The sequence below is a fragment of the Ignavibacteriales bacterium genome (assembly GCA_026390795.1).
GTDB lineage: Bacteria > Bacteroidota > Ignavibacteria > Ignavibacteriales > Melioribacteraceae > Fen-1258.
This window is the reverse complement of sequence record JAPLFG010000003.1, coordinates 1,899,054-1,924,023: the sequence shown is the minus strand read 5'-3', so window position 1 is coordinate 1,924,023 and position 24,970 is coordinate 1,899,054. Positions and strand designations below refer to the sequence as shown.

Sequence of the window (24,970 nt, the reverse complement as noted above, 5' to 3'; positions counted from 1 at the left end):
GAGTTTTTAATGTTTTGAATTAATTCCCATTATGAGACTTTATTTATTAAATCCAACATCATTCTAGCACTATTATTCCAACTAAATTTCTGTCTGAAAAGCTCTAGCCTTTCTTCCTCAATTTTAACGTCATCAGTTAGGATCTTATCGAATTTAGAGACAATATCATTTGTGCTATAAGCGTCACAATAATTTGCAAATTCACCGCAAACTTCAGGTAAACTACTTGTATTTGAGACTATGGTTGTACATCCACAAAAAATCGCCTCGATTGGTGGAAAACCAAATCCTTCGTAATATGAAAGATAAGCAAAAAGCTTTGCATTTTTATACAAACCGACCAATTCTTGATCCGAAACGTAACCAAGCATAAGGATGTTTTTATTTTTAGTGAAATCAAGCCTGACTTTCCTGAAAACCCTCGGGTGTATTTTTCCAACAATAAGTAGTTTTAAATTAGGTCTATCGAGCTTAATAAAAGCCTCAACCAAGTTTGTTATATTTTTTCGGGGTTCTATTGATGAAACAGTCAAGATATATTCACCATACTTGTTTTCATACTCATTATTATAATATTTCTTGACGAAAGAAGGGATGGCTGATGGGATTACTGTAATTTTTTCTGCTGGAACATTTAGATATTTAATAATCTCCTGCTTTGTAAAATTGCTCATTGTAATAATTGCTTTTGAAGCATTCGCTGATTTACTTACAAATAGACGGAAAGAAATGGCGGCCTTTCTTGTGTACCAGTTGGGCTGATGAAGAAAGGCTAAATCATGAATTACTAAAACCTGATTTTTATAAAAAATAGGAGCAGTGTTTGTCAGGTTAATTAGAAACGGTTTCTTGTTCTTTATTAAATAGAGGGGTAAACTTATTTGTTCCCAGAGATGGTCTCTAAATATGCCGATCCTTTTGGGAATTAATTCTTTTTCCAATTGTGGGTTGGATAAATTGGCAGGACATAATAATAAAATATCGCTGTCGATTTTTTTTAGTGCATAGGAAATTTCAGTAGCGTATCTTTCAATTCCAGTTATGGTTCTTGTAAGAAAACGGGCATTAATACAAATCATAGATTATAAATATCCCACAAATGAATAAATACTTAGGCTATGAGCAAAAGTAGAGAATTAAAAAATAACATTAAAAAAGTAAATAAAGATAAAACTCTTCATGTCAAAAACGAAAAAGATTTCCTTGTTTTAAATCTGCCAAATTGGATCTTAATTCTTGCTGTAATTGCAGTAGGAGTTATATTATACTCAAATACATTTAAAGTGCCATTTTATTACGATGATTATGACTCCATAGTCGGCGATCCACTAATTAAGAATCTTGATAACTTTTTTCGATTTCCAAGCTTTTACGATTTCATACATGCCCGGTATTTATCCAGTTTAACTTTTGCACTAAACTTTCATTTTGATGGAATAAATGTTACCGGTTATCATATTGTAAATATTGCCATTCACCTCGTCAACTCATTATTAGTAATGATGTTAACCTCGCTTACTCTAAATACTTCCAAATTGCGTGAGATTTTCAGTAATAAAGATAAAACTGCATTTATCCTGATTGTAGGATTAATTTTCATTTCTCATCCAGTTCAAACACAAGCAGTTACTTATGTTATTCAAAGGATGACTTCTTTAGCCACTATGTGTTATTTAGCATCATTATGCATTTACATTAAAGCCAGATCGATTTATTTAAGCAGTCCTGTTAAATCAACCAAAAAGTATCTTAAAGTCACGATTCTTTTTATCTTTTCAATTATTTCAGCATTCATGGGGATGGGAAGTAAGCAAATTGTCCTTACTATTCCCGCAACAATTATTATTTATGAAATTCTTTTCTTCAGGAATAAAGAGAAAAGAATTAACTGGAAAGTAGTATTACCACTAATATCAATATTTATCATTTTTGTAATAATCGCAATTCTAATTTTTGGTTTACCTTCAGAAACAGATGAAATCTCAAGAAAAGATTATTTACTTACTCAAATTAATGTCTTAGTAACTTATCTTAGACTTTTCTTAATCCCAATTAATCAAAATTTAGATTATGATTTCCCAATTTATCAATCACTGTTAGATGTTAAAACTATCGGTTGTTTACTTCTATTGACTTCATTGATCGCCGTTAGTATTAAATTCTGGAAAAAGTATCCTCTAATTTCTTTCTCGATTTTGTGGTTTTTTATTACCCTTTCCATCGAGTCCAGCATCATTCCCATTAGAGACGTCATTGTTGAACACCGTCTTTATTTACCGTTATTCGGACTCTCATTACTCATTGCCTCATTGGTTTTTATGATTCCTCGGCGATACAACGTTCTGAAATTTTCCATTCTTGCTGTTTTTATACTTAGTTGTTCGGTTCTAACCTATCTAAGAAACGAATTGTGGAACGATCCGATTGCAATGTGGACTGATTCAATGAACAAGTCGCCTAATAAAGTTCGTCCGGAGTTTTTTAGAGGATATGTTTATTTACAAAAGAACGAAGTTGATATGGCGATATTAGATTTCAAAAATGTTATTGCAAAAGATAAAAATTATTACCGCGCATATGATAATCTAGGTATTGCATATCAGGAAAAGAAGGATTTCCAAACTGCAATTCAGTATATGAATGAGGCCATTCGGATTAAACCTGAATCGCCATATGCCTACAACAACAGGGCAAGTGCTTATATCTATATTAAAGACTACGAGAAAGCTCTTGTTGACCTTAACAAGGCTATAGAACTTCAAGGTAATTACACAGATGCATTTTATAATCTAGGTTATGTTCACTATTTTATGCACAATTATGAAGAAGCGATCAAAAAATTTTCCATTGCTTTGGTTTTTAATCCAACCTATACTCAAGCACATTATTATTTAGCAAGCAGTTTTTACAACATTGGTAAATACAAAGAAGCCTGGGATCAAATAAACATTATTAAAACGAAAGGCTTGGAACCAGATATGAAATTAGTAAATAAATTAAAAAATAAATCGCCCCAGTAAATAGAAAGAATATTCAAATAATCATTCGTAAATAATATCAGATTCTGAACTCACTATGTTTTCCTATTACTCTGCAATTCAAGACTAAAATTGGCAATAGCCATTAAAGATAGCTTTATTCCCTTTCCAGTCATTTCTAAAAACACTTTGATACCTAAGTAAGCAACTTCATTTTATAATCAACATAGTTTTAATAAATTGATTGATTTAAAAAAGAAATCCCGCCGAAGCGGGATTTCTAAAAGCTGAATATTCAATTCAGAAGATTACTTCATTAATAACATCTTCTTAACTTGAACAAAGCTACCAGCTTCAATTCTGTAGATATACATACCACTTGCTAATTTTGTAGCATCAAAATTAACGGTATGATATCCAGCAGGCATTACTTTGTTAACTAAGTTAGCAACTTCTTCACCGAGGATATTGTATATCTTCAATGTTACATTGCTTTCTTTTGGTAATGCGAACTTAATGTTTGTTGTTGGGTTGAACGGATTCGGGAAGTTCTGCATGAGCGCGAACTCAGTTGGAATTTCCTCTGTCGTTGCAACGTCTGTATTACGTGAATCAACTGAGAAGCTATATGCAAAGAAGTCATTGTTAGCTGCATCTACTGCCGTAACAGTAATAACTGCTTCGCCGATTGTAAGTGGGGTCAGTTTAACTGATGATCCAACTATTTCAGCTGTAGCAACTGCTATGTTTGATGATTGGGCTGTGAATGACAACGTGCCAATATTGCCTTGGAATACATTAGCTAAAGAGACAAGCTTAGCACCTTGTGGAATTACTAACCACTGTTTTGCAATTGCGTTCTTAACTGACAGATTCGAACTCATTCCAAATGTAAATACTGCGCCACCAGCTCTTAATCCAGCATTAGCGCCTCTCTGAATGATAGTAGGTGTAGTGGCATTCATTGAGTTATCATATGAAGTATTAACACCCTGGAGCAACCATGAATTTGATACATCAGCTACCGCACCATGTCTACGGATTAGCCTAACGTTACCAATAGCATCAAATGTTGTAAAGTCCTGAGCACTTAATTCTAAATCAAATGGAGTACTTGGACCAATATCACTAGGTGAAGTAGAAACTGTCCAATAGAAGTTTGGATATCTTGCAACATCAATACCAGTTGCAACACCATCTTTTATCGGTAAACCTACTGCGCCACCTGGGTTACCATCAACTGCATTTACTGTAATTGTAGTATTTGGTGTAGTAGGTAATCCAAATGCTGGATTGAAAGTAACTGCCGCCATTCTATATTTTGTCATTGTACCAACTGGGAATACCTGTCTTGGTTCAGATGAACCAGCTAAACCAGGACCTCCTGCATTGAACAATGTCTTAGCAACATTTCCAACAACGTGACTGATATTTGTTCCAGTAACACCAGTTCTTGTAAATCCTTGTCCACCGCCAAATGCAGGAACAACCATATTAAATGTATTAGCTCCAGTTACAAACAAGCCGTTTACAAATGTTGTATTAGCAGTTGATGCTAAATTACCGCCTGCTAATGTAACTGTATTTGTATTGTTTGTTTTGCTAAATGTCAATGCACCAACTGTAGCTCCAGCAGATGGAATAGTAAACGTAGCATTTGCAGTGCCTGTAAATACTAAGTTTGTAAGCGCATTCATTGAACTACCTGTTGCCATTGTAACATCTTTCGATGCTGTAATTGTTCCACCGGTATAAGCACCGTTGAGAGTTAAATTATCAGCGCTTGTTATGTTACCTTTAAATCCAGCTACTGAACTAGCATTTGTAGCTGTTGCTGATGTATATGACGTAGTAGTAGCTGTGCCGTATAATGCTTGTGTGAATGGACCAGCCAAGGTCATTGTTGCAGCAGTAACGTTAACGTTAATAATTGATGCAGCTGCAGCAGAAGTAAGTGTACCAGTTACAGTTAATGTGCCAGCAACGTTGCTTGTAGCAGGTGCTGTTGGATTAGTTTCACTTGACAAAATACCTCTTGTAAGTGTAGCGCTTGTAGCGTTTGTTACACTTAATGTTTTACCATTTAGATCGAATCTAACATCATTAATTGGTGTTGTTGAGTTACCTGATGCAAGAACGAAATCTCCGCATGAACGATCTGCATGTAGTTTGAGTCCAACAGTCGTAGCACCGGTATTGCTATTTACATTTAGAACACTTACAAAAGCAGCTGTTGCAGGATATTCACGTGAAGTGATTAATCTGTAAGCTGTGTTTGAGTATGTCAATGTAACTGGACCGCCAGCTAAACCTGTGACAGTAGTGCTTCCGGAATTTAGAAGATTTCCGTCACGTACGTTTACTGTTGAAGCAGCACCCATTGTGATACCATAGATTGTACCTGCAGTTGCTTCGAAATCATAGTCACCGGTATATAGGTATAAAGTTCCAGTAACTGTAACAGGCTTAGAAGCATTTACAGGGATTGCTGCTGTGTTATTAACATATAAGTTTCTAACTGACAATGGGGTTGTTGCTGTTCCGGGCATTTCTAATGCAGGAGTAATTGCTGCAGTAGCAGTGTATTGAACATCTACAACGCCAGCAAATGTTGGAAGTGCACTAAGAATTCCAGCATTATTCATTCTCTTTATCAATGCTCCATCACCAATAACCAATTTAGTCGTAGCAGCTGTTACATCGCCGGTATTAGCAAGAACAAGTCTGTTAGCAACTGTAAATATGTTATTATTTGGAGATCCAGCTAAAGTTAAACTACCGGTATTATTAACGCGAACGTTCGGGAATACTAAACCGGTTGCTGTTGTGCTTAATGCTTGAGCTGCTACGTTATCAAATACAAATTCGCCGTTAGCATTGTCTGTTGCGGTAATTGTATTTGAAGTTGTAGCTGTAAAAGTACCAGCAACAAAAGTGAATCCAGCTGTACCGTTAATAATAACATCCTGAGCACCAAGTGCTAATGTACCGCTAGTAGAAGTAAATGAACCGGTTGTTAAGCTTGGAGGAGTTGAAATACCGGTGTTATTTACTAATGTAGCTGTATTTGTTGTATTCTTTAATTGGAAGTTAGGAACAATTAAAGAAGCACCTAAATTAATATTTGTAGCTCCAGTAACTATTGTAGTACCGGTACCGCTATATGTACCGCCCATAGTATTCCAAGTTCCGCCACCAAGTGTGAATGTATTAGCACCCATCGCAAATACACCAGCTGTTGGTGTTGCATCATAATCTTGGAAAGTATCAGAAACACCACTATTACCACCTAAGGTAACGGTTGAACCATTTTGAATCTGAATCTTTGGAACTAATACTGTACCAGTGTTAAGTCCGGCTGATGCTTTGAACATGAGCCAACCTTTTGTTGTTGCGCCGGTAGCTAAGAATGTACCACCTGCAACTGTACCAAAAGTACCGCCAGTTACATAGAGGTTTTGATTGTTAAAATCAAATGTAGCTCCGGTTGCCATTGCAAATGATGTAGAAACATTTGCATCTGCTGTTAGATCTACAGAACCACCTGTTAAGTTGAAGTTTGCAACTGTACCTAATGTTCCAGAACTCCAAGTTCCCATGCCAAGATTAACAATTCCAGCAACAACATTTAATGTAGTAATTGCTTTTAAGTTAGTAATAGTATAAGTAGCTGAAGTAGTTGCAGTATTAATGGTCATAGTGGTTATTGCAGAAGCATCTGCTGGGGCTGCTGTAGCTAATCCGCCAGTAAGAGTACCATCTCCAGTTAAAAGAAATTGAGCAGTACCATTAATTGTTCCTTTAACTGAATGTACAGCACTAGAACCAGTTGATACTAAATCATCTGTTCCGCTAACGCCGGCTAAAGTAGCAGTTGCACTATTAGCAACAGTTAAGTTTCCTGTAAACTGATATAAACCAGCTGCTGGGAAATTAACTGCACCTGTGGTTGCTGAAATTGTGAGATTAATAACATAAGGTGTAGCACCAATTACAAATTCTGGACCTACATTATATGTTGCACCAACAGTACCAGTACTGAAATATTCTAGATTGTATAAAGTATTTGTAATATTAAATAAACCAGTATTCAAGTTTATCGGTTGACCATCAGGAGCTCCACCTAATGTATTACCCATATTTCTACGGATTGTAGGTGTGGTTATTAAATTTGATGGATTAAAACTATTTCCAGCATTGATTCTAATTGTACCAGAACTCAATGTTAAAATACCGGAGAAATTAACTTGCCCGTTTGTTGTGTTAGTAACATCAACAAAATTTGCTGGATTTGTTAATCTAACTTCGATATTTGTGTTTGTACCATTACCAGAAATAGAAAGTTGACCAGAGGTTGGGCCTAAGAATATAACGCCACCGCCACCTGAAGAAAGTAAGCTGCCTTGATTTCCGAATGTTGGGAAAGCAGTACCATTACCAAGCATTCTAATGTTATATGTTCCTACATTAACGGTAGTATTTGAAATAATTGTAACTGTGTTCAATACTTCAAGCGAACCGTTTATAAATGTAACATTGGTATTCGTAACAGAAGTTGAAAAGTTATATACTTGAAGGTTTGTACCGCCAGAGAAGGTTTGAGCAATTCCACCGCTGAATCTTAACAATCCAGAAGCTGGGGTAACAGTACCTGCATTTCTAATAAAATTAGCTTTAATATCTAAAGAAGCGTCGGCAGTGTATAAAAGAATACCACCGTTTTGTGTATAATCTTTGGTTACGCGTGTAGTTGATGAAGCCGGTAGAGTAAGTTGACCACCGGACATATTAACACCAGCATAAAAAGTTGTACCAGGAGCTGAAGTAACAACATTTGTTCCTGTTGCAGGTGTGTTTATTGTTAATAGACCTGTAACAGTAACATCTGTTCCTGTCCAAGGTGATAATGTAATTCCACCTTTATTAGATGTGATATTACCATTAACAGTCACTCCTTTAAGGGTTAACAATCCAGCACCGTCTTTTTGAAGATTCGGAATATTTCCAGTACCAGCAGTTTCTCGGAGAGTTGTTGCTCCAGAAACGTTGAATACTAAAAGACCGCTACCGATTGCGGAACTTGTGATATTGCCTTCATTTGTATGAACTGCAGCACCAGAAAGTGTTAAAGTTAAAGTATTTGCAGCAAGAGCGATAGTATGGCCAGCGTTGTTTATTAATGCACCAGCAATTGTAACGGGACCTTTTACGTTAACGGTACCTGCAGCTGCTGCAGTAGTTAATCCACCACTGATTGTTGTAACTACACTTGTACCACCTAAGTTCATTGTACCCGTGCTGCCATTCTGCACATTAAGTATTGGAGTGAAGCCACCCCCTGATCCAGTTGTGTAATCTGAAGTACCAGCGCCAGTATCAAAAGTATCACCTGTATTTACTTGGCTTACACCACCGGTAAGAGATAGTGTTCCTGTTGTTCCACCTGAATTTAAAAATAAAGATGTATGGGCACTATTAGCTGATGCAACACCATAACCGGCTGCAGCTGCATCAAATTGAGTATAAGTAACGGGTCCAGAAATAACAATAGCACCTGTTGATTGATTGTCAATTACAGTACCGTTAGCAGCTAATGTTGATCTAACAGCAACTCCGCCTGAGAAAGTAAATGTACCAGTACCGGCATTTACAATTGTTGCTGTGAATTGTTTAGTCCCTAAATCTGTTTCACCGTCTTGATCATAAAGAGTAACTAACCCTCTAAATGTTCCGCTTGTATTAGTTGTTCGGAAAATTCCACCGCCAACATAACCAAAATTAATTGGGTTGTTGAAAGTGACTGTTTTACTTGTAGCTGTTGCGGAAAGATTTAAAGTTCCAAGTTCTGTAGGAACTTCACCGCCAGCTGTAAGAGAAACAGCATTAATATAATTCAATGTTCTGTTTGCTTTAGTAAATGTCGGAGTTCCTACTATAGTCCCTGCAGTTACGTTAATAGTTGTATAGTTAACACCGATTGTAAAACCGCCGGCACCCATAGCACTTACATCAAGAGTACCGCTTACAAGGTTCATCGTTTGTCCGACGGTAGGGTTCAAAACTACATTTTGAACACCAGCAGTCGTAGGTTGAAATGCAATGACTCCAGTACTGCCTGCGTCTAGAGTAAAAGTTCCATTTCCGTTTAAGGTCACTGTATTATTACCAAGGTATGTTTGGACTACAAATGTCATACTCTTGCTGAGAGGACCAGGATTAAAATTGTAACCATTAGCATCGCTAATAGCACCAACGCCTGCATAATTGTACTGCCCAGCAGCCATATACACAGTAGTACCACTTGCAAAAGCCGAATACGCACCTTCGATGGTTCTTACTGGACCAGTACCCAAAGGATTGTTTGTAGGATTCGCTCCCGTATATGTGTCATCACCATCGGTCGAGTTCAGATACTTTTGACCGTAGGAGAGCGAACTTAGCATGATCGTAAAAAGAAAAACGATCGTGCTAAATTTTAATAGATTCTTCAGATTCATTTGAATCTCCTAGTTAGTTAAATAAATAAAAAATAAAAAAATGTTACATACACACAAAAATATAAAATTTAAATTGCCCCCTAGGTCGGTAGGCGTGTTTGCATGTAGTTCCTCCTTATCATTTAGAATAATAGATGAATTAGTTTTAGAATTAAAATAAAGATTTTTGAAAGTTAAGTTCAATGTTTTTATACGTTTAATATAATTATTGTAAAAATTTACTTTAAGATAATTGTTAGAGTAAAAAAAAGCAAGCTTCAAACAAAAAAATCCTTTACTTTGTTTAAGAAAGTTTTTTGTTGAAAAAAGAGAAATTTCCTTGTGTGTTAGGAAATTTTCATTGTCACTATTTAAAAGATAGTTATTCATCTTAATCTTGTCAACTTTTTTTAAAACAATTAACAGAATCATAATTAGTGAAATGTGAGTTGCCTTCGATCAATAAAGACTTAGTGTTTAGCTTTTCGTAAATGAGCTGATAACTGACAGCTGATAGCTGACGGCTGATGGGGGTTTGATACGTAAAATATTCGCAGTTCTGTAGAATTATTCGCACTAAGTTATAATCTCCAAAGAATTAAACAAGATGTTTTCCGCTTTTTAAGCGAATAAAAACACTTTATTAATGAAATATTTTTTTTATTTCTGTTTACCTTTTTTCCGACAGCCCATATATTCAATCATCATGCCAGAAAAAGCAATTGAGAATTGATAATTGCCAATTGAGAATTTCGGATAGAGTTTATAGAGTGTTTAATCATAATCTTGATCATAGTCGCCGTGCAATTCATAGTGCTTAATAGAACACGGATTACGCTGATCGATTATGATTTGCTCAGATTATTCAATTTGATAGAAATGTATTTTATTAAATGATCAAACGACATTGCTTGAGTTTCAAAAGTAATTTTCTTGGAACGAATCAAGAGAGGCGTTCAGGTTTACTGCTCTCAATTGCTTTATGAGTTTTTTTTCTGTTCAGGTTACCAATACTTTAGAATCTCCAGCTAGCAACTAACAATCCACAACCGATAACTGAAATCTGACAACCGACAACTAAAAGCTAATAGCTAAAGGCTAATAGCTGATTGCTTCACGCTTACAGTCCCGTCATTCATTGCGCATATAACTTCGCTTGTCATTCCAACAAATAAACCGTGCTCAACAATTCCCGCACGCTGATTTAATAAGGATGAAAGTTCATTTACATTTTTTATCGAACCGAAGTTTGCATCAAGTATAAAATTATTTTCGTCTGTTATATAATCTTTTCCCTCAGCATTTTTTCTTCTTACAACTTCAGCACCGAGTGCTTCTAAAAATTTTTGTTCTACATCTGCAGCAAATTGAATTACTTCAACCGGCACCGCCCATTTTGTACCAAGATGTTTTGAAAGTTTTGACTCATCAACAACTATGACCAACCTTTTACTTGCCTGAGCTAAAATTTTTTCTCGAAGAAGAGCACCTCCGCCACCTTTAATAAGATTGAGTTCTTCATCCACTTCATCGGCGCCGTCAATAGTGATGTCTATAAACGGAAGACGGGAAACGGAAGACGGGAAACGGGGTGCTGGTGATTTTGTTTGATCTAATTTCGTCTGTGGTTTTTCATCTTCCGTTTCACTTTTCACTTCTTCATTTTCACGTTTCTTAATCAATTCTCCAAAACTGATTAACGGTATTCCGAGCCTCTTTGCCTCAGTTTCCGTTCTAACAGAACTTGGAATGCACTCGATATTTTTTAACTCTCCATTTTTTATCTTCTCCGAAATTTTTTCAAGAGCGAATTGAAATGTACTGCCGGAACCGAGTCCGACAATCATTCCGGATGAGATTTCTTCAACAGCTTTTTCAGCGGCAAGTTTTTTGAGCTGGTTAATCATAATAACATTTTTACTCAATTATTGTTTCCAAATTAATTAAGCTTCATATCACTTACAAACTAATGGAATTCAGATTTTCACAATGAGTAGGCAATTATATAGATCAAGAGCATGATCATAATCCTTATACTCTTCATATAATATTGTATATCAGTTTCATTCTTCATAATTTTTCATCCCCTTTCGGTAATAAAGTTTTCTATTCCTGTTTTATATTGTTAAGAAAGAGCTAAAATGTATGTACGAAATTGATATTAAAAAGCATAATAAAAGAAAACGGATATGGATTACGGTTATATTTTTCACCTTAGCGTTGATTATAATTAATGTGGTACTTTACCTTTTATTCATGAATAACTGAGGATGATTTATAGGGATGTTAAAAAAAGATTAAGATCAAGAACATGATCATGAGACGAATAGTCATGATCGTAATCATGATCATAATCTTAATCGGCTTCTAAGAAATATCATGATTAAGATTAAGAGCAAGATCATGAAAAAGAGTAAAATCATAAGAAAGAATATGTGTGAGGTTGAAAAATGGAAGAGACTGAAAAATACTTTTTCGATCATGAAAAATTACGTGTATATCAAAGAGCTATCGAATTTGTAAAATGGACCGATTCGCTGTTAAAAAAAATCGAGATCAGGAGTTCAACCAAAGATCAACTAGAAAGAGCATCTGAATCAATAGTATTGAATATATCCGAGGGAAATGGAAAATTTCTACCAAAAGACAGATGCAGATATTTTGATATTTCCCGAGGTTCAGCTATGGAATGTGCGGGTTGCCTGGATGTTCTATTTGCGAGGAATCTAATTGATTATAAAGATAGAGAAGAGGGTAAAGTTATTTTAAAAGATGTTATTAATATGTTAATGGGATTAATAAAAAGTAATTCTGATAGAGTATATGAAACTCAAGGAAATTACGAGTAATAATATTACTAAAATCTTGATCGTAATCATGGTAATAATCTTATTCAGCTTTTAAGAATGCAAGATCATGAGCATGGTTATGAAAGAAACTGTCATAATCGTAATCGTGATCATAATCTTAATCGTCTTATAAGAAATCAAAATCATGAAGATGAACAAGATCATGAGCATGAAAAAGTAAACAATTGCAAAATAGATCATGAGCAAGATTAAGAGCAAGATCATGAAGGGAATAATCATGATCATATTCGTGATCATAATCTTAATCATCTTTTAAGAAAGCAAGTGCCAGAATAAGTTCATGAGCATGATTATGAAAAAGAATAAAGGTTAGAAAATGAGCAAGAACAAAATATATATTGAAACTTACGGCTGTCAAATGAACTTTGCCGATACTGAATTGGTAATGGGCATTTTGAAAAATCAAGGTTACGAATTAGCCAAAGAGATTGTTGATGCAAATGTAATCCTCCTTAACACATGCAGCATTAGGGATAATGCCGAGCAGAAAATTTATGCACGGCTTGAACATCTGCGCGGAATTAAAAGAAGGAGGAACGGAACTGTTATCGGAATTCTTGGATGCATGGCGGAGCGTCTCCGTAAAAATCTAATTGAAGAGAAGAAAATTGTCGATCTTGTTGTTGGTCCGGACGAATACCGGCGTTTACCGGAATTTATTGATTCGGCATTTGCAGGTGAAAAAGGAATCGGTGTTAAACTTTCGCGCACAGAAACTTATGACGATATCATTCCCTACCGCGAAGATGGACTGAACGCATGGATTTCCGTCATGCGCGGATGTGATAAGTTCTGCACTTTCTGCGTGGTTCCATTCACACGAGGACGGGAAAGAAGCCGTGCATTAAATTCAATCATAGATGAGATAAAACAACTTTCCGAAAGAGGATTTAAGGAAGTAACTCTTCTTGGTCAAAATGTAAATTCATACAGAGATAATGGAAATGATTTCGCCGACCTCCTTGCCGCTGCTGCTGTTGTTGATCGTTCAATACGCGTCCGTTTTACCACCTCTCATCCGCATGATTTATCTGATAAGCTTCTCTACACCATTGCCGAACATCCTAATATTTGCAACTACATACACCTTCCGGTTCAATCCGGCTCAAATCGAATTCTTGAGTTAATGAATAGAACATACACAATCGAACACTATCTTAATTTGATGGAGCGCGCAAGAACAATTATTCCGGGTGTAAGTTTTTCTACCGATATTATTTCCGGCTTTCCTACAGAAACCGAAGAAGATCATTTGATGACGCTTGATGTTATGAGAAAAGTACGCTACGATGGCGCTTACATGTTTAAATATTCTCCTCGTGAAGGGACAAAAGCATTTGAGATGAAGGATGATATTGTTGAAGAGCTCAAAGCAAAACGGCTGAATGATATTATTGATCTGCAACACCAAATTTCTTTCGAGATCAATCAATCGCAAATTGATACCGAAGAAATTATTCTTGTTGAAGGGAACAGTAAAAAATCGGATGATTTTTTTGCCGGAAGAACAGATACAAATAAAATTGTTGTTTTTCCTCGCAGTGAAGAAATATTTGTAGGTGATTATATTAAAGTAAAAATCAATCGCGCAACTTCGGGAACTCTCTTTGGCGAGGTTGTTGAAATAATAAATCATACAAAAGAGAGAGATTTAAAACGTATTATTGGGTAATAACCTTGATAATGAGATCTAAATTTTTAGCCATTTTATTCTTTCTAATCGTACTTCCGATGTTCGGACAAGAAGTTGATATAGCTCCAGCTCTTCAGCAAATCAAAAGCGGAAACATTCAAAATGCTTCAAAGATTTTACTGGAACTCAAATCGAAAAGTGTTAACGATCCGTCAGTAATCTATCTTGATGCAGTACTAACTAAAGATGGCGATGAAGCACTTCGGAAATATTCTGTCATTCTTGAAAAATACCCCGATAGTAAATACGCGGACGCCTCTCTCTACCGAATTTTTTCTTATTACTATTCTCTGGGCTATTATAAAAAAGCAGAATCCTATCTTGATAGATTAAAAAAAGATTTCCCGGAATCATCATACATCAAAACAGCCGATAGGAAAATACCCGACATTGAAGAGCCAAGTACAATTCCGGAAAATGCACCTCAGCTTGTGGTACAGCAAAAAAAAGTTGATACAAAAGAGTATAACTTTACAATTCAAGCTGGCGCTTTTTTAAATGTTGAAAATGCTCAAAAGTTAAGCGATCAATTAAAGAAAGAAAATTACTTTACCGAAATCACTTCGAAGGAAGTTGGAGGTAGTATTCTAAATGTAGTAAACGTAGGCAGATTTGCCAATGAAGAGGAAACAAAACCGGTCTTAAATTTTCTCGAAAGTAAATTTAATTTAAAAGGAAGAGTTGTTCCTATAAACCATTAATTCCAATTTCTCCATTATATTGATATAAAAACCGCTATTTTAAAGGGCAAAAATTTTCTAACTATATTATTGAATGAAGATAGAAGAGTTTCAGAAAAAATTCGGAATAATCGGTAAGAGCCACGAGATACGCGATCTGGTAGATATCACCATGCAAGTGGCGCAATCAGATATCTCCGTATTAATCGCCGGTGAAAGTGGAGTTGGGAAAGAAGTTTTCGCGCAGGCAATACATGGATACAGCCGTCGGGCAAACAAGGAATTGGTTAGTGTAAACTGCGGAGCTATCCCGGAAGGAATTTTAGAAAGCGAGTTGTTCGGTCATAAAAAAGGTTCGTTCACCGGATCCACCGAAGATCGCAAAGGATATTTTGAAATTGCAGACGGCGGTACACTTTTTCTTGATGAGATTGCAGAGATGCCGCTCACTACTCAAGTAAAACTTCTCCGGGTATTGGAAACTCAAGAGTTCATGCGGCTTGGCAGTGAAACGGTAACAAAAGTTGATGTGCGGATTATTGCAGCTTCAAATAAAAATTTGCAGAGAGAAGTTGATTCAAAAAAATTCCGCAATGATTTGTATTTCAGACTAAAAGCAGTGACTTTGAATATTCCTCCATTACGCGAGAGACGTGGAGATATATTAGAATTGACTTCTCATTTCATAAAAAATTATTCTACTAATAATAGAAGAACTCCACCGCAGATTACACAGGAAGCGGAGACGCTTCTTATCAATTATAATTGGCCCGGTAACATTCGCGAACTTAAAAATGTAATTGAGACTTCAATTGCATTAAACCGGACAGGCACGCTAGATGTTGATTCTTTCATTCCACTTCTGACTGAGAAAAGAATTGATGATGAACTTAGGAATCTTCCAGTTCATCTAAACCGCTCAGCCGAATCACTTGACCGGGAAATGATTTACAGGGCGCTGATTGAGATCAAAAAAGATTTAAATGATTTAAAGCAGATCGCTGATAAAAATCAAAGTGATATAAACAATTCAGCAATCAGTCAAAACGTAAATGAAGTTATTCCGTTAGAGGAAGTTGAGAAGCATGCAATTTTAAATGCGATTAATTTTACAAAATATAACAGAAGAAGAGCCGCGCAGATGCTGGGAATAAGCGAACGGACGCTTTATAGAAAATTGAAGGATTATGGAATTGAATAAAGAGTGCCTGAGTAAAAGAGTGCGTAAGTGCCTGAGACTTTTTTTAGTATTCATATCACTTATTAGTGGGATTATAATTTTACAATCGTGCAGTTATTCATTTACGGGATCCTCTGTTCCTTCTCATTTGAAATCAATTTCTATCCCGGTATTCAGCGACAAAAGCGGATCCGGTGAATTTGATTTGAACAGAAAATTAACAACTCAGCTTATTCAAAAATTTATTGATGATAATACATTGCTTGTAAGCGACAAACTGAACTCCGATTCATTTTTAGACGGAACAATCATAGCATTGAGTGACGCTCCGAATATTGTATCTGGCGGGGAAAGGGTTACATCAAGAAGAATTACAATTACGGTACACGCAGTTTATAAAGACCTGGTAAAAAAACAACAAATTTTCGACAAAAATTTTTCCAACTATGGGGATTATATTGTGAGTGGCGATATAACATCTGTCCGCAATGTAGCAATCCAAACAGCAATTGATAAAATCGCAGAAGATATTTTGTTGGGTGTAGTTTCAAATTGGTAACTAATTTAAGGCGCTTAAATGATATTTGATGAAATAGTTCTTTTTACATACATATTTTCTTTGTCAATCATTTTGGTTTTTGGAAGTCATGGTTTTATCATGATTTATTATCATCACAAGTACAGGAAAAACAATCCGCAGCCAAAAGAATCCCACGAAAACGATCTGGTTACAATTCAGCTTCCGATGTTCAACGAAATGTATGTGGCTGAAAGATTGATAAATGCTATTTGTGAAATAGATTACCCGAAAGACAAATTGGAAATTCAAGTGCTGGATGATTCGAATGACGAAACAGTAGACATAGTTGCAAAGATAGTAAAGGAAAAGCAGGATGAAGGATTTGATATTCAGCATGTTCGCCGAACTAACCGTTCTGGTTTCAAAGCCGGCGCACTTAAGGAAGGATTAAAAACCGCAAAAGGAAAATATGTAGCAATTTTTGACGCGGATTTTATTCCAAAGAAAAATTTCCTTCATAAAACATTAAAATATTTTACAAATGATAAAATCGGTCTGGTTCAAACCCGCTGGGAACATTTAAACGAAGATTTTTCAATTCTTACAAAAATTCAAGCGCTCGCTCTCGATGGACATTTTGTAATTGAACAGACAGTCCGTAATAAATCCGGATTCTTCATTCAATTTAACGGCACCGGGGGAATTTGGCTGAAAGAATGTATTGAAGATGCCGGCAACTGGCATGCAGATACTTTAACGGAAGATTTGGATCTAAGCTACCGCGCTCAGCTTAGAGGATGGAAGTTTATTTATCTCCGCGACTTTACAACACCGGCAGAACTTCCTACGGAAATGAATGCGTTAAAAGCTCAACAGTTTAGATGGACCAAAGGCGCAATTGAAACCGGAATGAAATTGCTTCCGATGGTTTGGAAAGGAAAAATTCCTCTTCGGGTTAAATTACAAGCAACATTCAATTTGACAAATAACCTTGTCTTCCCTTTTACGTTAATGGCGGGAATTTTAAATGTGCCACTAATCTTTATTAAGAACTCCGGACCTTACTGGAACTTCTTCAACTTCATGGCAATTTTTGTAGTTGCGTTCATCAGCACATTTTTATTTTATCTCTTCGCTCAAAAAGATGTTCATGCGGATTGGAGAAAGAAGATTACATTGTTTCCATTGTTCATGGCGGGGAGCATGGGATTTGCACTAAACAATACACGCGCAGTAATTGAAGGATTGATGAACAGGAAAAGCGAATTTGTACGTACTCCGAAATTCAAAACAGAAAAAAAATCGGAACATACGGTAGTAAAGGATAAATATTTAGCAAAGACAAAAGTGCAATCGTCAACATATGTTGAGCTTCTTCTTGCCGCTTATTGTTTAATAGGCGTTGGCGCAGCTATCTATTTTATGGAAATAGCCGCTCTTCCATTTCAGCTGATGTTCTTTTTCGGATTTGCTACTGTTTCAATAATGTCGTTAAAACAATCATTCACTAAAAAAGAGCTTTTGCCAGAGTGAACGGAACAGAAAGAGATATAGCTACAGAAAAAGTTAAGTTGATTTTCGAATTCAATGATAGTTCGCCGCTCTTTGCGCGTGTCGCCGCTTCTGAAATTGAACTTGGTAATGTAAATGATGCCGTTAAATTACTTGAGAACGGAATTACAAATCATCCGTCATATCCAACCGCTTATTTTATGCTTGCTATTGCAAATGCATATGCCGGGCTTGAAGACGAAGCAAAAAGTTCTGCCGCAATCGGTGGTGAGATTCTCGGCTCACCGGAAACATTAAAGTATTATGAGAATAAAATTTTGGAAATAATTTCCGAGAGAAATTCTTTAAGCGAAGCAATGAGACCTACATTTATTTCGAGCGAAGAAGAAGAATCGGCAGTCGAAAACAATGACGAGAATATTGAGGACAACCTTGATCTTCTTGCAGAACAGTTGAGTAAAGCAAAAATAATTCCTAAGGGAATTGATGAACCGGCGGCAGAAATTAATTCACCTGCGGCCCCTATTAAGAAAATTGTCTCCGATACGATGGCAGAAATATTTTTATCACAAAAAAATTATACCGAAGCGCTTTCAATCTACGCCGAATTGCTGCGACAGAAACCGGAAAAAGCCGGAATCTATCTTCAAAAGATATCAGACATAAATTCTTTGAAGCTGTACTAAATTAACTCGTTGTATGAATTAGAATGTAAACCGTTAAAACGGTTTTATTGTTGCACATGATTTTTCAAACTGTTTTAACAGTTTATTGAAAAACATTTCTTAATTCACACAACATGTTAAGTTATATTTCAGTATAACTTTGATTTAAAATTAAATCTGAGACGACTCACCGGGTCGTCTCTACTTTAAACAATGTACATAAAGCAAAAACTCTCTAAAAAATTTTACACGCGCGATGTTCACATTGTCGCAAAGGAATTACTTGGAAAGTTATTGGTGCGAAAGTTTCGGGGAAAAATAATTTCCGGTAAAATTGTTGAGGTTGAGGCGTACGACGGTTCTATTGATGAAGCATCACATTCATTCGGCGGAAAGACAAAACGGAATGAAGTTATGTTTAAGAATGGGGGACTGCTATATGTTTATTTTACTTACGGAATGCACTTCTGTGCAAACGTCGTAGCCGGAAAAGAAAATGAAAGTAAAGCTGTTTTAATCCGCGCTCTTGAGCCGGTTGACGGAATTGATCTGATGACAAAGAACCGTTTTAACAAGAAAGAGATTACGCAAAAAGAATTTGTAAATCTCACAAACGGTCCGGCAAAATTATGCAAAGCTTTTAAAATTGAACGTGCACAAAACGGAACAGATTTAACCGGCAGTGAGATTTTTATTCGCAATTCGCCTAAACTAAATTTTTCCAAAATTGCGGCTACTACAAGAATCGGTATTAAAAAATCTGTAGATTTGCCCTGGCGCTATTATATAAAGGACAATCTGTTCGTATCGAAAAAATGAAGTCACCAAAAAACATTTTAATTGTTCGGACCGACCGTATTGGGGATGTTGTTCTTTCTCTCCCAATGGCGTCAATTATTAAAAAATATTTTCCGGAATGCAAAGTTACATTTCTGCTTCGCCAGTATACAAAACCGCTGGCAGAAAATAATCCTTACATCGATGACGTTATTACATTAATCGAGGTAAATGGAAAACCTTCCATCTCAAAAAATGTTTCCCAGCTCAAAAATAGATTTGATGTGAGTGTCGTTGCTAATCCAACGTATTCAATAGCACTGATCCTTTTTCTTTCCAATATAAAAGAAAGAATTGGAACCGGTTACAGATGGTATTCGTTTTTCTTCAACAGGAAAATTTACGAACATCGCAAGTTTGGCGAGAGGCATGAACTTGAGTACAATGTTAGATTGCTTCAACAGCTTGGTATTGATGAATCCGTAAATGAAGAGAATGTTTCCTTTGGAATCTCTTCTTCTAAGAAAGACACTGCAAAGATAAAAAATCATTTAGCGTCTATCGGAATTGATTTTTCGAAGAGAATCGTTATTGTTCATCCCGGAAGCGGCAAGAGCGCAGTTGATCTTCCGGTAGAGAAAATGAAATCACTTGTAAAATCTTTATCAAAGGAAGAAGTTGAGATATTCATCACAGGAAGCGGTCCCGAAAAAGAACTTTGCCAATCTCTTGTTGTTAATAACTCTACAAAAAATTTGGCGGGCATTTTTAATCTTGGCGAACTGACGGCATTGATTGATCAAGCGGATCTATTGATTGCAAACTCAACCGGACCGATTCATATTGCCGCCGCATTAGGCAAATATATTATTGGTTTTTATCCAAAATTCATTGCGGCGTCATCTAAACGCTGGGGACCATATACGACTAAGAAAAAAATATTTTCACCAAATATTGATTGCAATAATTGCACGCGTAAACAGTGTGAGAATCTAAATTGTATGGATAGTATAATAGTAGAAGATGTTGTTAGTGCGGCAAAAGAAATTCTCGCTAAAGTTTCATTGGAGAAAAAATGAAGTTTGGAGTTTGGGTTATAAATTTTAACGAGAAGATCATGATTATGAGCAGGATCAAGAGTAAGAATCATGACTCGGTTTTGAGGAATTCCCTAATCTTTTTCTTGATCTTACTCGTCTCTTCCGGGAACTTATATTCACAAAAAAGTGAATTCCGAAAAATTGAGAACAAAGCATTCAAGGTTGGCGAGTTACTTACATTTGAAGTCAATTATGGTTTTATTACAGCTGGTTATGCCGAATATTCAATTCCAAGAATTGTAAAGATCGCGGGACGGGATGTTTACAATGTAACATTTAACGTTAGCTCTGTTTCAACATTCGATTCCTTTTACAAAGTACGCGATCATTACGAAACATTCATTGATGTTCAAGGAATATTCCCGTGGCGTTTCGAACAGCATATTAGAGAAGGCGGATACTCGCGCGATTTTTCCGCGTTCTTCGATCAGCGAAAAAATAAAGCTAAAACTTCCGAAGGCTCTTACGATATTCCGAAATATGTAAACGATATTGTTTCTGCATTATATCTCGCCCGCACTTTTGATTATTCGAAGTTGAAAGAGGGCGATAAATTTCATCTTGAAAATTTTTATAAGGACAGAACTTATCCTCTTGAAATTCTTTATAAAGGAAAGGAAACGGTTTCTGTTTTGGCTGGAAAGTTTGACTGCATTATTTTGGAACCTCTTGTTCGGGAAGGCGGACTCTTTAAAAACGAAGGAAGTATTGTTATCTGGCTCACCGACGATGTATTAAGAATTCCTGTAAAAGTAAAAACGAAAGTACTAGTTGGATCGATTGATGCCGAACTAAGCAGTTATTCCGGTCTTGCCGGTGAACTTAAATCGAAGAGGAAATAATTTCTTGGGAGAAATGGATCACGGCTTATGGATTTATAATTTTTCTCAATTCATCCATTTTCCATCTTCCGTCAACCATAATCCATCAACCATCTTCCATGAATCATCAACCATCTTCACTTTCTCTTTAATTAGCAACTCACTCACCTTTTTTATAATTTGTAAATACTATGAATGAAGAATTTAAAGATCAACATGAACCAAAAGAAGAAGAGCCGAAAGTTGAAATTGTAAAACCATTTTCAACAATTCCTCCAATTACAGCGGCATTTATTGCGCTTATTGGAATCTTCCTTCTTTATCAATTCGGCGGCGCAATTTTAACTATTGCAGTTTTCGGTTTCAATTTTGAAAAAGCCGACGTGAATATGGCACGCTTGCTTACAATGGGCGGACAAATACTCTTAATGTTATTTCCTACTCTTTTGCTTGCAAAGTATATTTATAAAGAGAACATTTCATTAATTCTTCGCGTAAAATTTCCTTCCTTTAAGGAAGTTGGAGTATTTACAGTTGGTTTGATTCTTCTGACTCCGCTTCTTCAGAATTTTCTATCATTGCAAACTTATGCATTGGAAAAACTGGCGGCAGTTAGCCCGTTCGTCAAAAACATAATGGATATGCTTGATAAGCTCGATAAACTTGTTGAAAGTACTTATAGCACTTTACTAACATCTCATTCGGTGTATGAATCATCATTCATCATATTCGTTGTAGCGGTTATTCCTGCACTTTGCGAAGAAACATTGTTCCGGGGATTTGTTCAAAAAAGTTTTGAACAAAAGCTGAAACCGTTTTGGAGTATTTTAATCACGGCAGTCTTTTTTGGATTATATCACTTTAATCCGTACGGATTAGTTACTCTTATAGCACTCGGTGCTTATTTTGGCTTTGCCGCGTACATGAGCAATTCTATTTTTGTCCCTATGGCGTTGCATTTCTTTAATAATCTTGTAGCCGTTCTTGCATTTCTTTTTCTGGGGAACGAGGAATTAATAAAAACTACTGTGACAAAAACCCAATATATTATACCGCAACTTATCAGCTTTGCAATGTTTGCCACTCTTTTCTTTGCTTATATTATTTTTATTAAGACTAACTATAATAGAATAGTCTCCAATAAATAGGAGGTATTATGATCTGTCCGAAATGTGAATATGAATATTTTGAGGGAATTAAATACTGCGCCGATTGCGGTGCCGAATTAATTCCAGATGATGAATTTGAAAAAAATTTACTCCACCCTAAAGATTGGATTGTAGCATTCGTTTCAACAGATCCTTATATGGCAGAAATGTTGAAAGCAAATCTCGAAGGTGCGGAGATCGACAGTATAATAATTTCCAGAAGAGACCGGAGCTATCCGTTTCTAGGAGATCAGGCCGGCGTTAAACTGCTTGTAAAAAAGAAAGATGCAGAAGCCACATTACAAATTATCAATGATATTAATAGTGCCAAAATGGACGATGAGGAATAAATGACTAAAAAGATGAACAACTTATCAACGCGTGTTATAGTTGCTTTGATTGGTGTGCCGTTGATTGTTATTCTCAGTCTGATTGGAAAAATTCCTTTTTTAATATTTACACTTGGAATTGGACTTGTTTCCTATTACGAATTTTCCAAAATGGTACGAAATAAACACAGCTATACAAATAGATTTATCGGTTATCTGGCTGTTGCCCTAATTATAATTAATGAATATAAAAATTTCTTCGACTACCGCATTTTCTTCATCTGCTTAATCTTATTATTACTTCTCTTCGAACTCTTTAGGAATAAAGAATCCGCAATTGCAAATCTTGGAACTACATTGCTTGGGATTTTTTATATCGGTTTTTTTTCCGCGGCAATTTTAGATTTACGCGAATTCTATAATGATTCTGCTTTTACATACGCGCAGGGCGGATACTTAATTATTTCAATTCTTGTCTCCATTTGGATCTGTGACTCTGCGGCTTATTTTATTGGAAGTGCATACGGTCTGCATAAGTTAATGCCGCGTGTAAGTCCCAATAAAAGCTGGGAAGGAGCAGTTGCCGGTTTTTTCTTTGCAATTGTAGGAATGATTGCCGCCCGTGAGCTTGTACTTGCTTTTTTAACTATGAAAGATGCTATTGCAATTGGAGTTATAGTTGGAATTTTTGGACAGCTTGGAGATCTAGTTGAAAGCCTGTTGAAGCGCGATTCTCATGTAAAAGATTCATCATCTCTAATTCCGGGTCACGGTGGAATTTTTGACCGATTTGATTCGTTACTATTCACGGCGCCAATTGTTTATCTTTACCTTACTTTTTTTACGAAATAAAACGGCAGATTGTTAAGGTTGTTTATGATTTTAATAATCATAAACTTTTTTATTAACCGGTTTGCCATTAGAAAGTTTTCATGAACGAAAATAAAATTTCTATTATAACCCTCGGTTGTTCGAAGAACACTGTGGATTCCGAACGCTTGATGAGTCAATTCAAACTCAATAAGTTCGATTTGATTGACGATCCAAACCAGGCAGATTCAATTGTAATTAATACATGCGGATTTATAGATGCTGCAAAAGAAGAATCTATCAATACGATTCTTTCCGCAATCGAGTTGAAGAAACAAGGAAAAATTAAAAAAGTTGTAGTTGCCGGGTGTCTTTCCGAAAGGTATATGAATGATCTCAAATTAGAAATTCCCGAGGTTGATGCATTCTTTGGCACGGAAGCTTACGAAGGAATTGTAAAAGAGTTTGGCGGTAATTTAAGATACGAACTGCTTGGCGAACGCATCATTACTACACCAAAACATTTTGCCTATTTGAAGATAAGTGAGGGATGTGATAATCCTTGTTCATTCTGCGCGATTCCATTAATGCGCGGACTTCATAAAACAAAACCGATGGATGAACTTATTGCTGAAGCAACTTCATTAGCAAATCAAGGTGTAAAAGAGATTATTATTATCGGTCAGGATACAACAGACTACGGTATTGATCTTTATGGAAAAAGAAATCTTGCTGAACTGCTTCATAAAATCTCCGAAATTTCCGATATCGAGTGGATTCGCCTTCTTTATGTTTATCCTTCACACTTTCCGGATGATCTGATAAATGAGATTGTGAGCAATCCGAAAATTTGTAAATACATTGACATACCGCTCCAGCACATTTCCGATCCTGTATTAAAATCAATGCGGCGCGGAATTACACAACGGCGGACAAAAGAACTTCTCAATACTCTTCAAGATAGAATTCCGGGTCTAACTTTGCGCACAACATTTATTGTCGGCTACCCGAATGAAACCGAAAAAGAATTTGAGGAACTTTGTCAGTTTATCTGCGATATAAAATTCGATCGTTTTGGAGTGTTCACATATTCTGTTGAAGAGGACACGCCTAGTTTTATACTTGGTGATCCGATTCCTCCGGAAATAAAAGAGGAACGGAAGGCAACATTAATGGAAATTCAGAAAGAAATTTCGGAAGAGAAAAACCGCGTTTACATAGGCAAGAAAATAAAGGTTGTAATTGATTCACTTGACGGTGAGAATTACATTGCCCGCTCGGAACGCGACGCTCCAGAAGTTGACGGCGAAGTATTAATTAATGCGGCAAATAAAAATTTTGAAGTAGGTGAATTTTATCATGTTGATATTTACGATTGCAATGAGTATGATTTATTCGGCAAGTAAATTGA

Annotated in this window: 18 protein-coding genes; 15 read left to right on the top strand and 3 right to left on the bottom strand. The window is 36.0% G+C overall.

What is annotated here, in order from left to right; genetic code table 11:
* Positions 1 to 29: 29 nt before the first annotated feature.
* Entirely contained in the window at positions 30 to 1,079 is a 1,050-nt protein-coding gene (locus tag NTX65_12030) for a glycosyltransferase family 1 protein (GenBank protein ID MCX6170065.1), read from the bottom strand.
* Positions 1,080 to 1,118: 39 nt separating this feature from the next.
* Between NTX65_12030 and NTX65_12025 the strand changes: the two genes are divergently transcribed.
* Entirely contained in the window at positions 1,119 to 3,020 is a 1,902-nt protein-coding gene (locus NTX65_12025; protein ID MCX6170064.1) for a tetratricopeptide repeat protein, read from the top strand.
* Between the two features lie 266 nt (positions 3,021 to 3,286).
* Here NTX65_12025 and NTX65_12020 read toward each other — a convergent pair whose 3' ends face one another.
* The gene (locus tag NTX65_12020; GenBank protein ID MCX6170063.1) at positions 3,287 to 9,475 is read right to left on the bottom strand and encodes a T9SS type A sorting domain-containing protein; all 6,189 of its coding nucleotides are present in this window, start codon (positions 9,473 to 9,475) and stop codon (positions 3,287 to 3,289) included.
* A 1,070-nt stretch (positions 9,476 to 10,545) separates the two neighbouring features.
* Positions 10,546 to 11,379 (bottom strand): ribose 5-phosphate isomerase A, encoded by an 834-nt coding sequence (rpiA, locus tag NTX65_12015; protein ID MCX6170062.1) that lies wholly within the window; start codon positions 11,377 to 11,379, stop codon positions 10,546 to 10,548.
* 525 nt (positions 11,380 to 11,904) lie between these two features.
* On the opposite strand from rpiA, the gene NTX65_12010 reads away from it, so the two are divergent.
* The 14 genes from NTX65_12010 (at position 11,905) to rimO (ending at position 24,965) form a co-directional block, all read left to right on the top strand.
* On the top strand, positions 11,905 to 12,303 hold the full coding sequence (locus tag NTX65_12010; protein ID MCX6170061.1) for a four helix bundle protein: 399 nt from the start codon (positions 11,905 to 11,907) through the stop codon (positions 12,301 to 12,303).
* A gap of 337 nt (positions 12,304 to 12,640) precedes the next feature.
* The gene (gene miaB / locus NTX65_12005; GenBank protein MCX6170060.1) at positions 12,641 to 13,996 is read left to right on the top strand and encodes a tRNA (N6-isopentenyl adenosine(37)-C2)-methylthiotransferase MiaB; all 1,356 of its coding nucleotides are present in this window, start codon (positions 12,641 to 12,643) and stop codon (positions 13,994 to 13,996) included.
* An 11-nt stretch (positions 13,997 to 14,007) separates the two neighbouring features.
* The gene (locus NTX65_12000) at positions 14,008 to 14,718 is read left to right on the top strand and encodes an SPOR domain-containing protein (protein ID MCX6170059.1); all 711 of its coding nucleotides are present in this window, start codon (positions 14,008 to 14,010) and stop codon (positions 14,716 to 14,718) included.
* A gap of 73 nt (positions 14,719 to 14,791) precedes the next feature.
* Positions 14,792 to 15,898 carry a sigma-54 dependent transcriptional regulator gene (locus NTX65_11995; GenBank protein ID MCX6170058.1) on the top strand — a complete coding sequence of 369 codons (1,107 nt, stop codon included), beginning with the start codon at positions 14,792 to 14,794 and terminating at the stop codon, positions 15,896 to 15,898.
* Entirely contained in the window at positions 15,885 to 16,436 is a 552-nt protein-coding gene (locus tag NTX65_11990; protein ID MCX6170057.1) for an LptE family protein, read from the top strand. Before NTX65_11995 ends, NTX65_11990 begins: the two co-directional genes overlap by 14 nt.
* An 18-nt stretch (positions 16,437 to 16,454) precedes the next feature.
* Positions 16,455 to 17,930 (top strand): glycosyltransferase, encoded by a 1,476-nt coding sequence (locus NTX65_11985; GenBank protein ID MCX6170056.1) that lies wholly within the window; start codon positions 16,455 to 16,457, stop codon positions 17,928 to 17,930.
* Positions 17,927 to 18,595 (top strand): hypothetical protein, encoded by a 669-nt coding sequence (locus NTX65_11980; protein ID MCX6170055.1) that lies wholly within the window; start codon positions 17,927 to 17,929, stop codon positions 18,593 to 18,595. Before NTX65_11985 ends, NTX65_11980 begins: the two co-directional genes overlap by 4 nt.
* Before the next feature lie 192 nt (positions 18,596 to 18,787).
* Positions 18,788 to 19,393, top strand: a complete 606-nt coding sequence (locus tag NTX65_11975) for a DNA-3-methyladenine glycosylase (protein MCX6170054.1) — start codon at positions 18,788 to 18,790, stop codon at positions 19,391 to 19,393.
* Positions 19,390 to 20,430 (top strand): glycosyltransferase family 9 protein, encoded by a 1,041-nt coding sequence (locus tag NTX65_11970; GenBank protein MCX6170053.1) that lies wholly within the window; start codon positions 19,390 to 19,392, stop codon positions 20,428 to 20,430. The genes NTX65_11975 and NTX65_11970 overlap by 4 nt, the downstream gene beginning before the upstream one ends.
* Complete coding sequence (locus NTX65_11965; protein ID MCX6170052.1) at positions 20,427 to 21,293, top strand: DUF3108 domain-containing protein; 867 nt, start codon at positions 20,427 to 20,429, stop codon at positions 21,291 to 21,293. Before NTX65_11970 ends, NTX65_11965 begins: the two co-directional genes overlap by 4 nt.
* Before the next feature lie 170 nt (positions 21,294 to 21,463).
* Entirely contained in the window at positions 21,464 to 22,420 is a 957-nt protein-coding gene (locus tag NTX65_11960) for a CPBP family intramembrane metalloprotease (GenBank protein MCX6170051.1), read from the top strand.
* Between the two features lie 8 nt (positions 22,421 to 22,428).
* Positions 22,429 to 22,770, top strand: a complete 342-nt coding sequence (locus NTX65_11955) for a hypothetical protein (protein ID MCX6170050.1) — start codon at positions 22,429 to 22,431, stop codon at positions 22,768 to 22,770.
* The gene (locus NTX65_11950; protein ID MCX6170049.1) at positions 22,771 to 23,601 is read left to right on the top strand and encodes a phosphatidate cytidylyltransferase; all 831 of its coding nucleotides are present in this window, start codon (positions 22,771 to 22,773) and stop codon (positions 23,599 to 23,601) included.
* An 80-nt stretch (positions 23,602 to 23,681) separates the two neighbouring features.
* The gene (gene rimO, locus NTX65_11945) at positions 23,682 to 24,965 is read left to right on the top strand and encodes a 30S ribosomal protein S12 methylthiotransferase RimO (GenBank protein ID MCX6170048.1); all 1,284 of its coding nucleotides are present in this window, start codon (positions 23,682 to 23,684) and stop codon (positions 24,963 to 24,965) included.
* Positions 24,966 to 24,970: the final 5 nt, after the last annotated feature.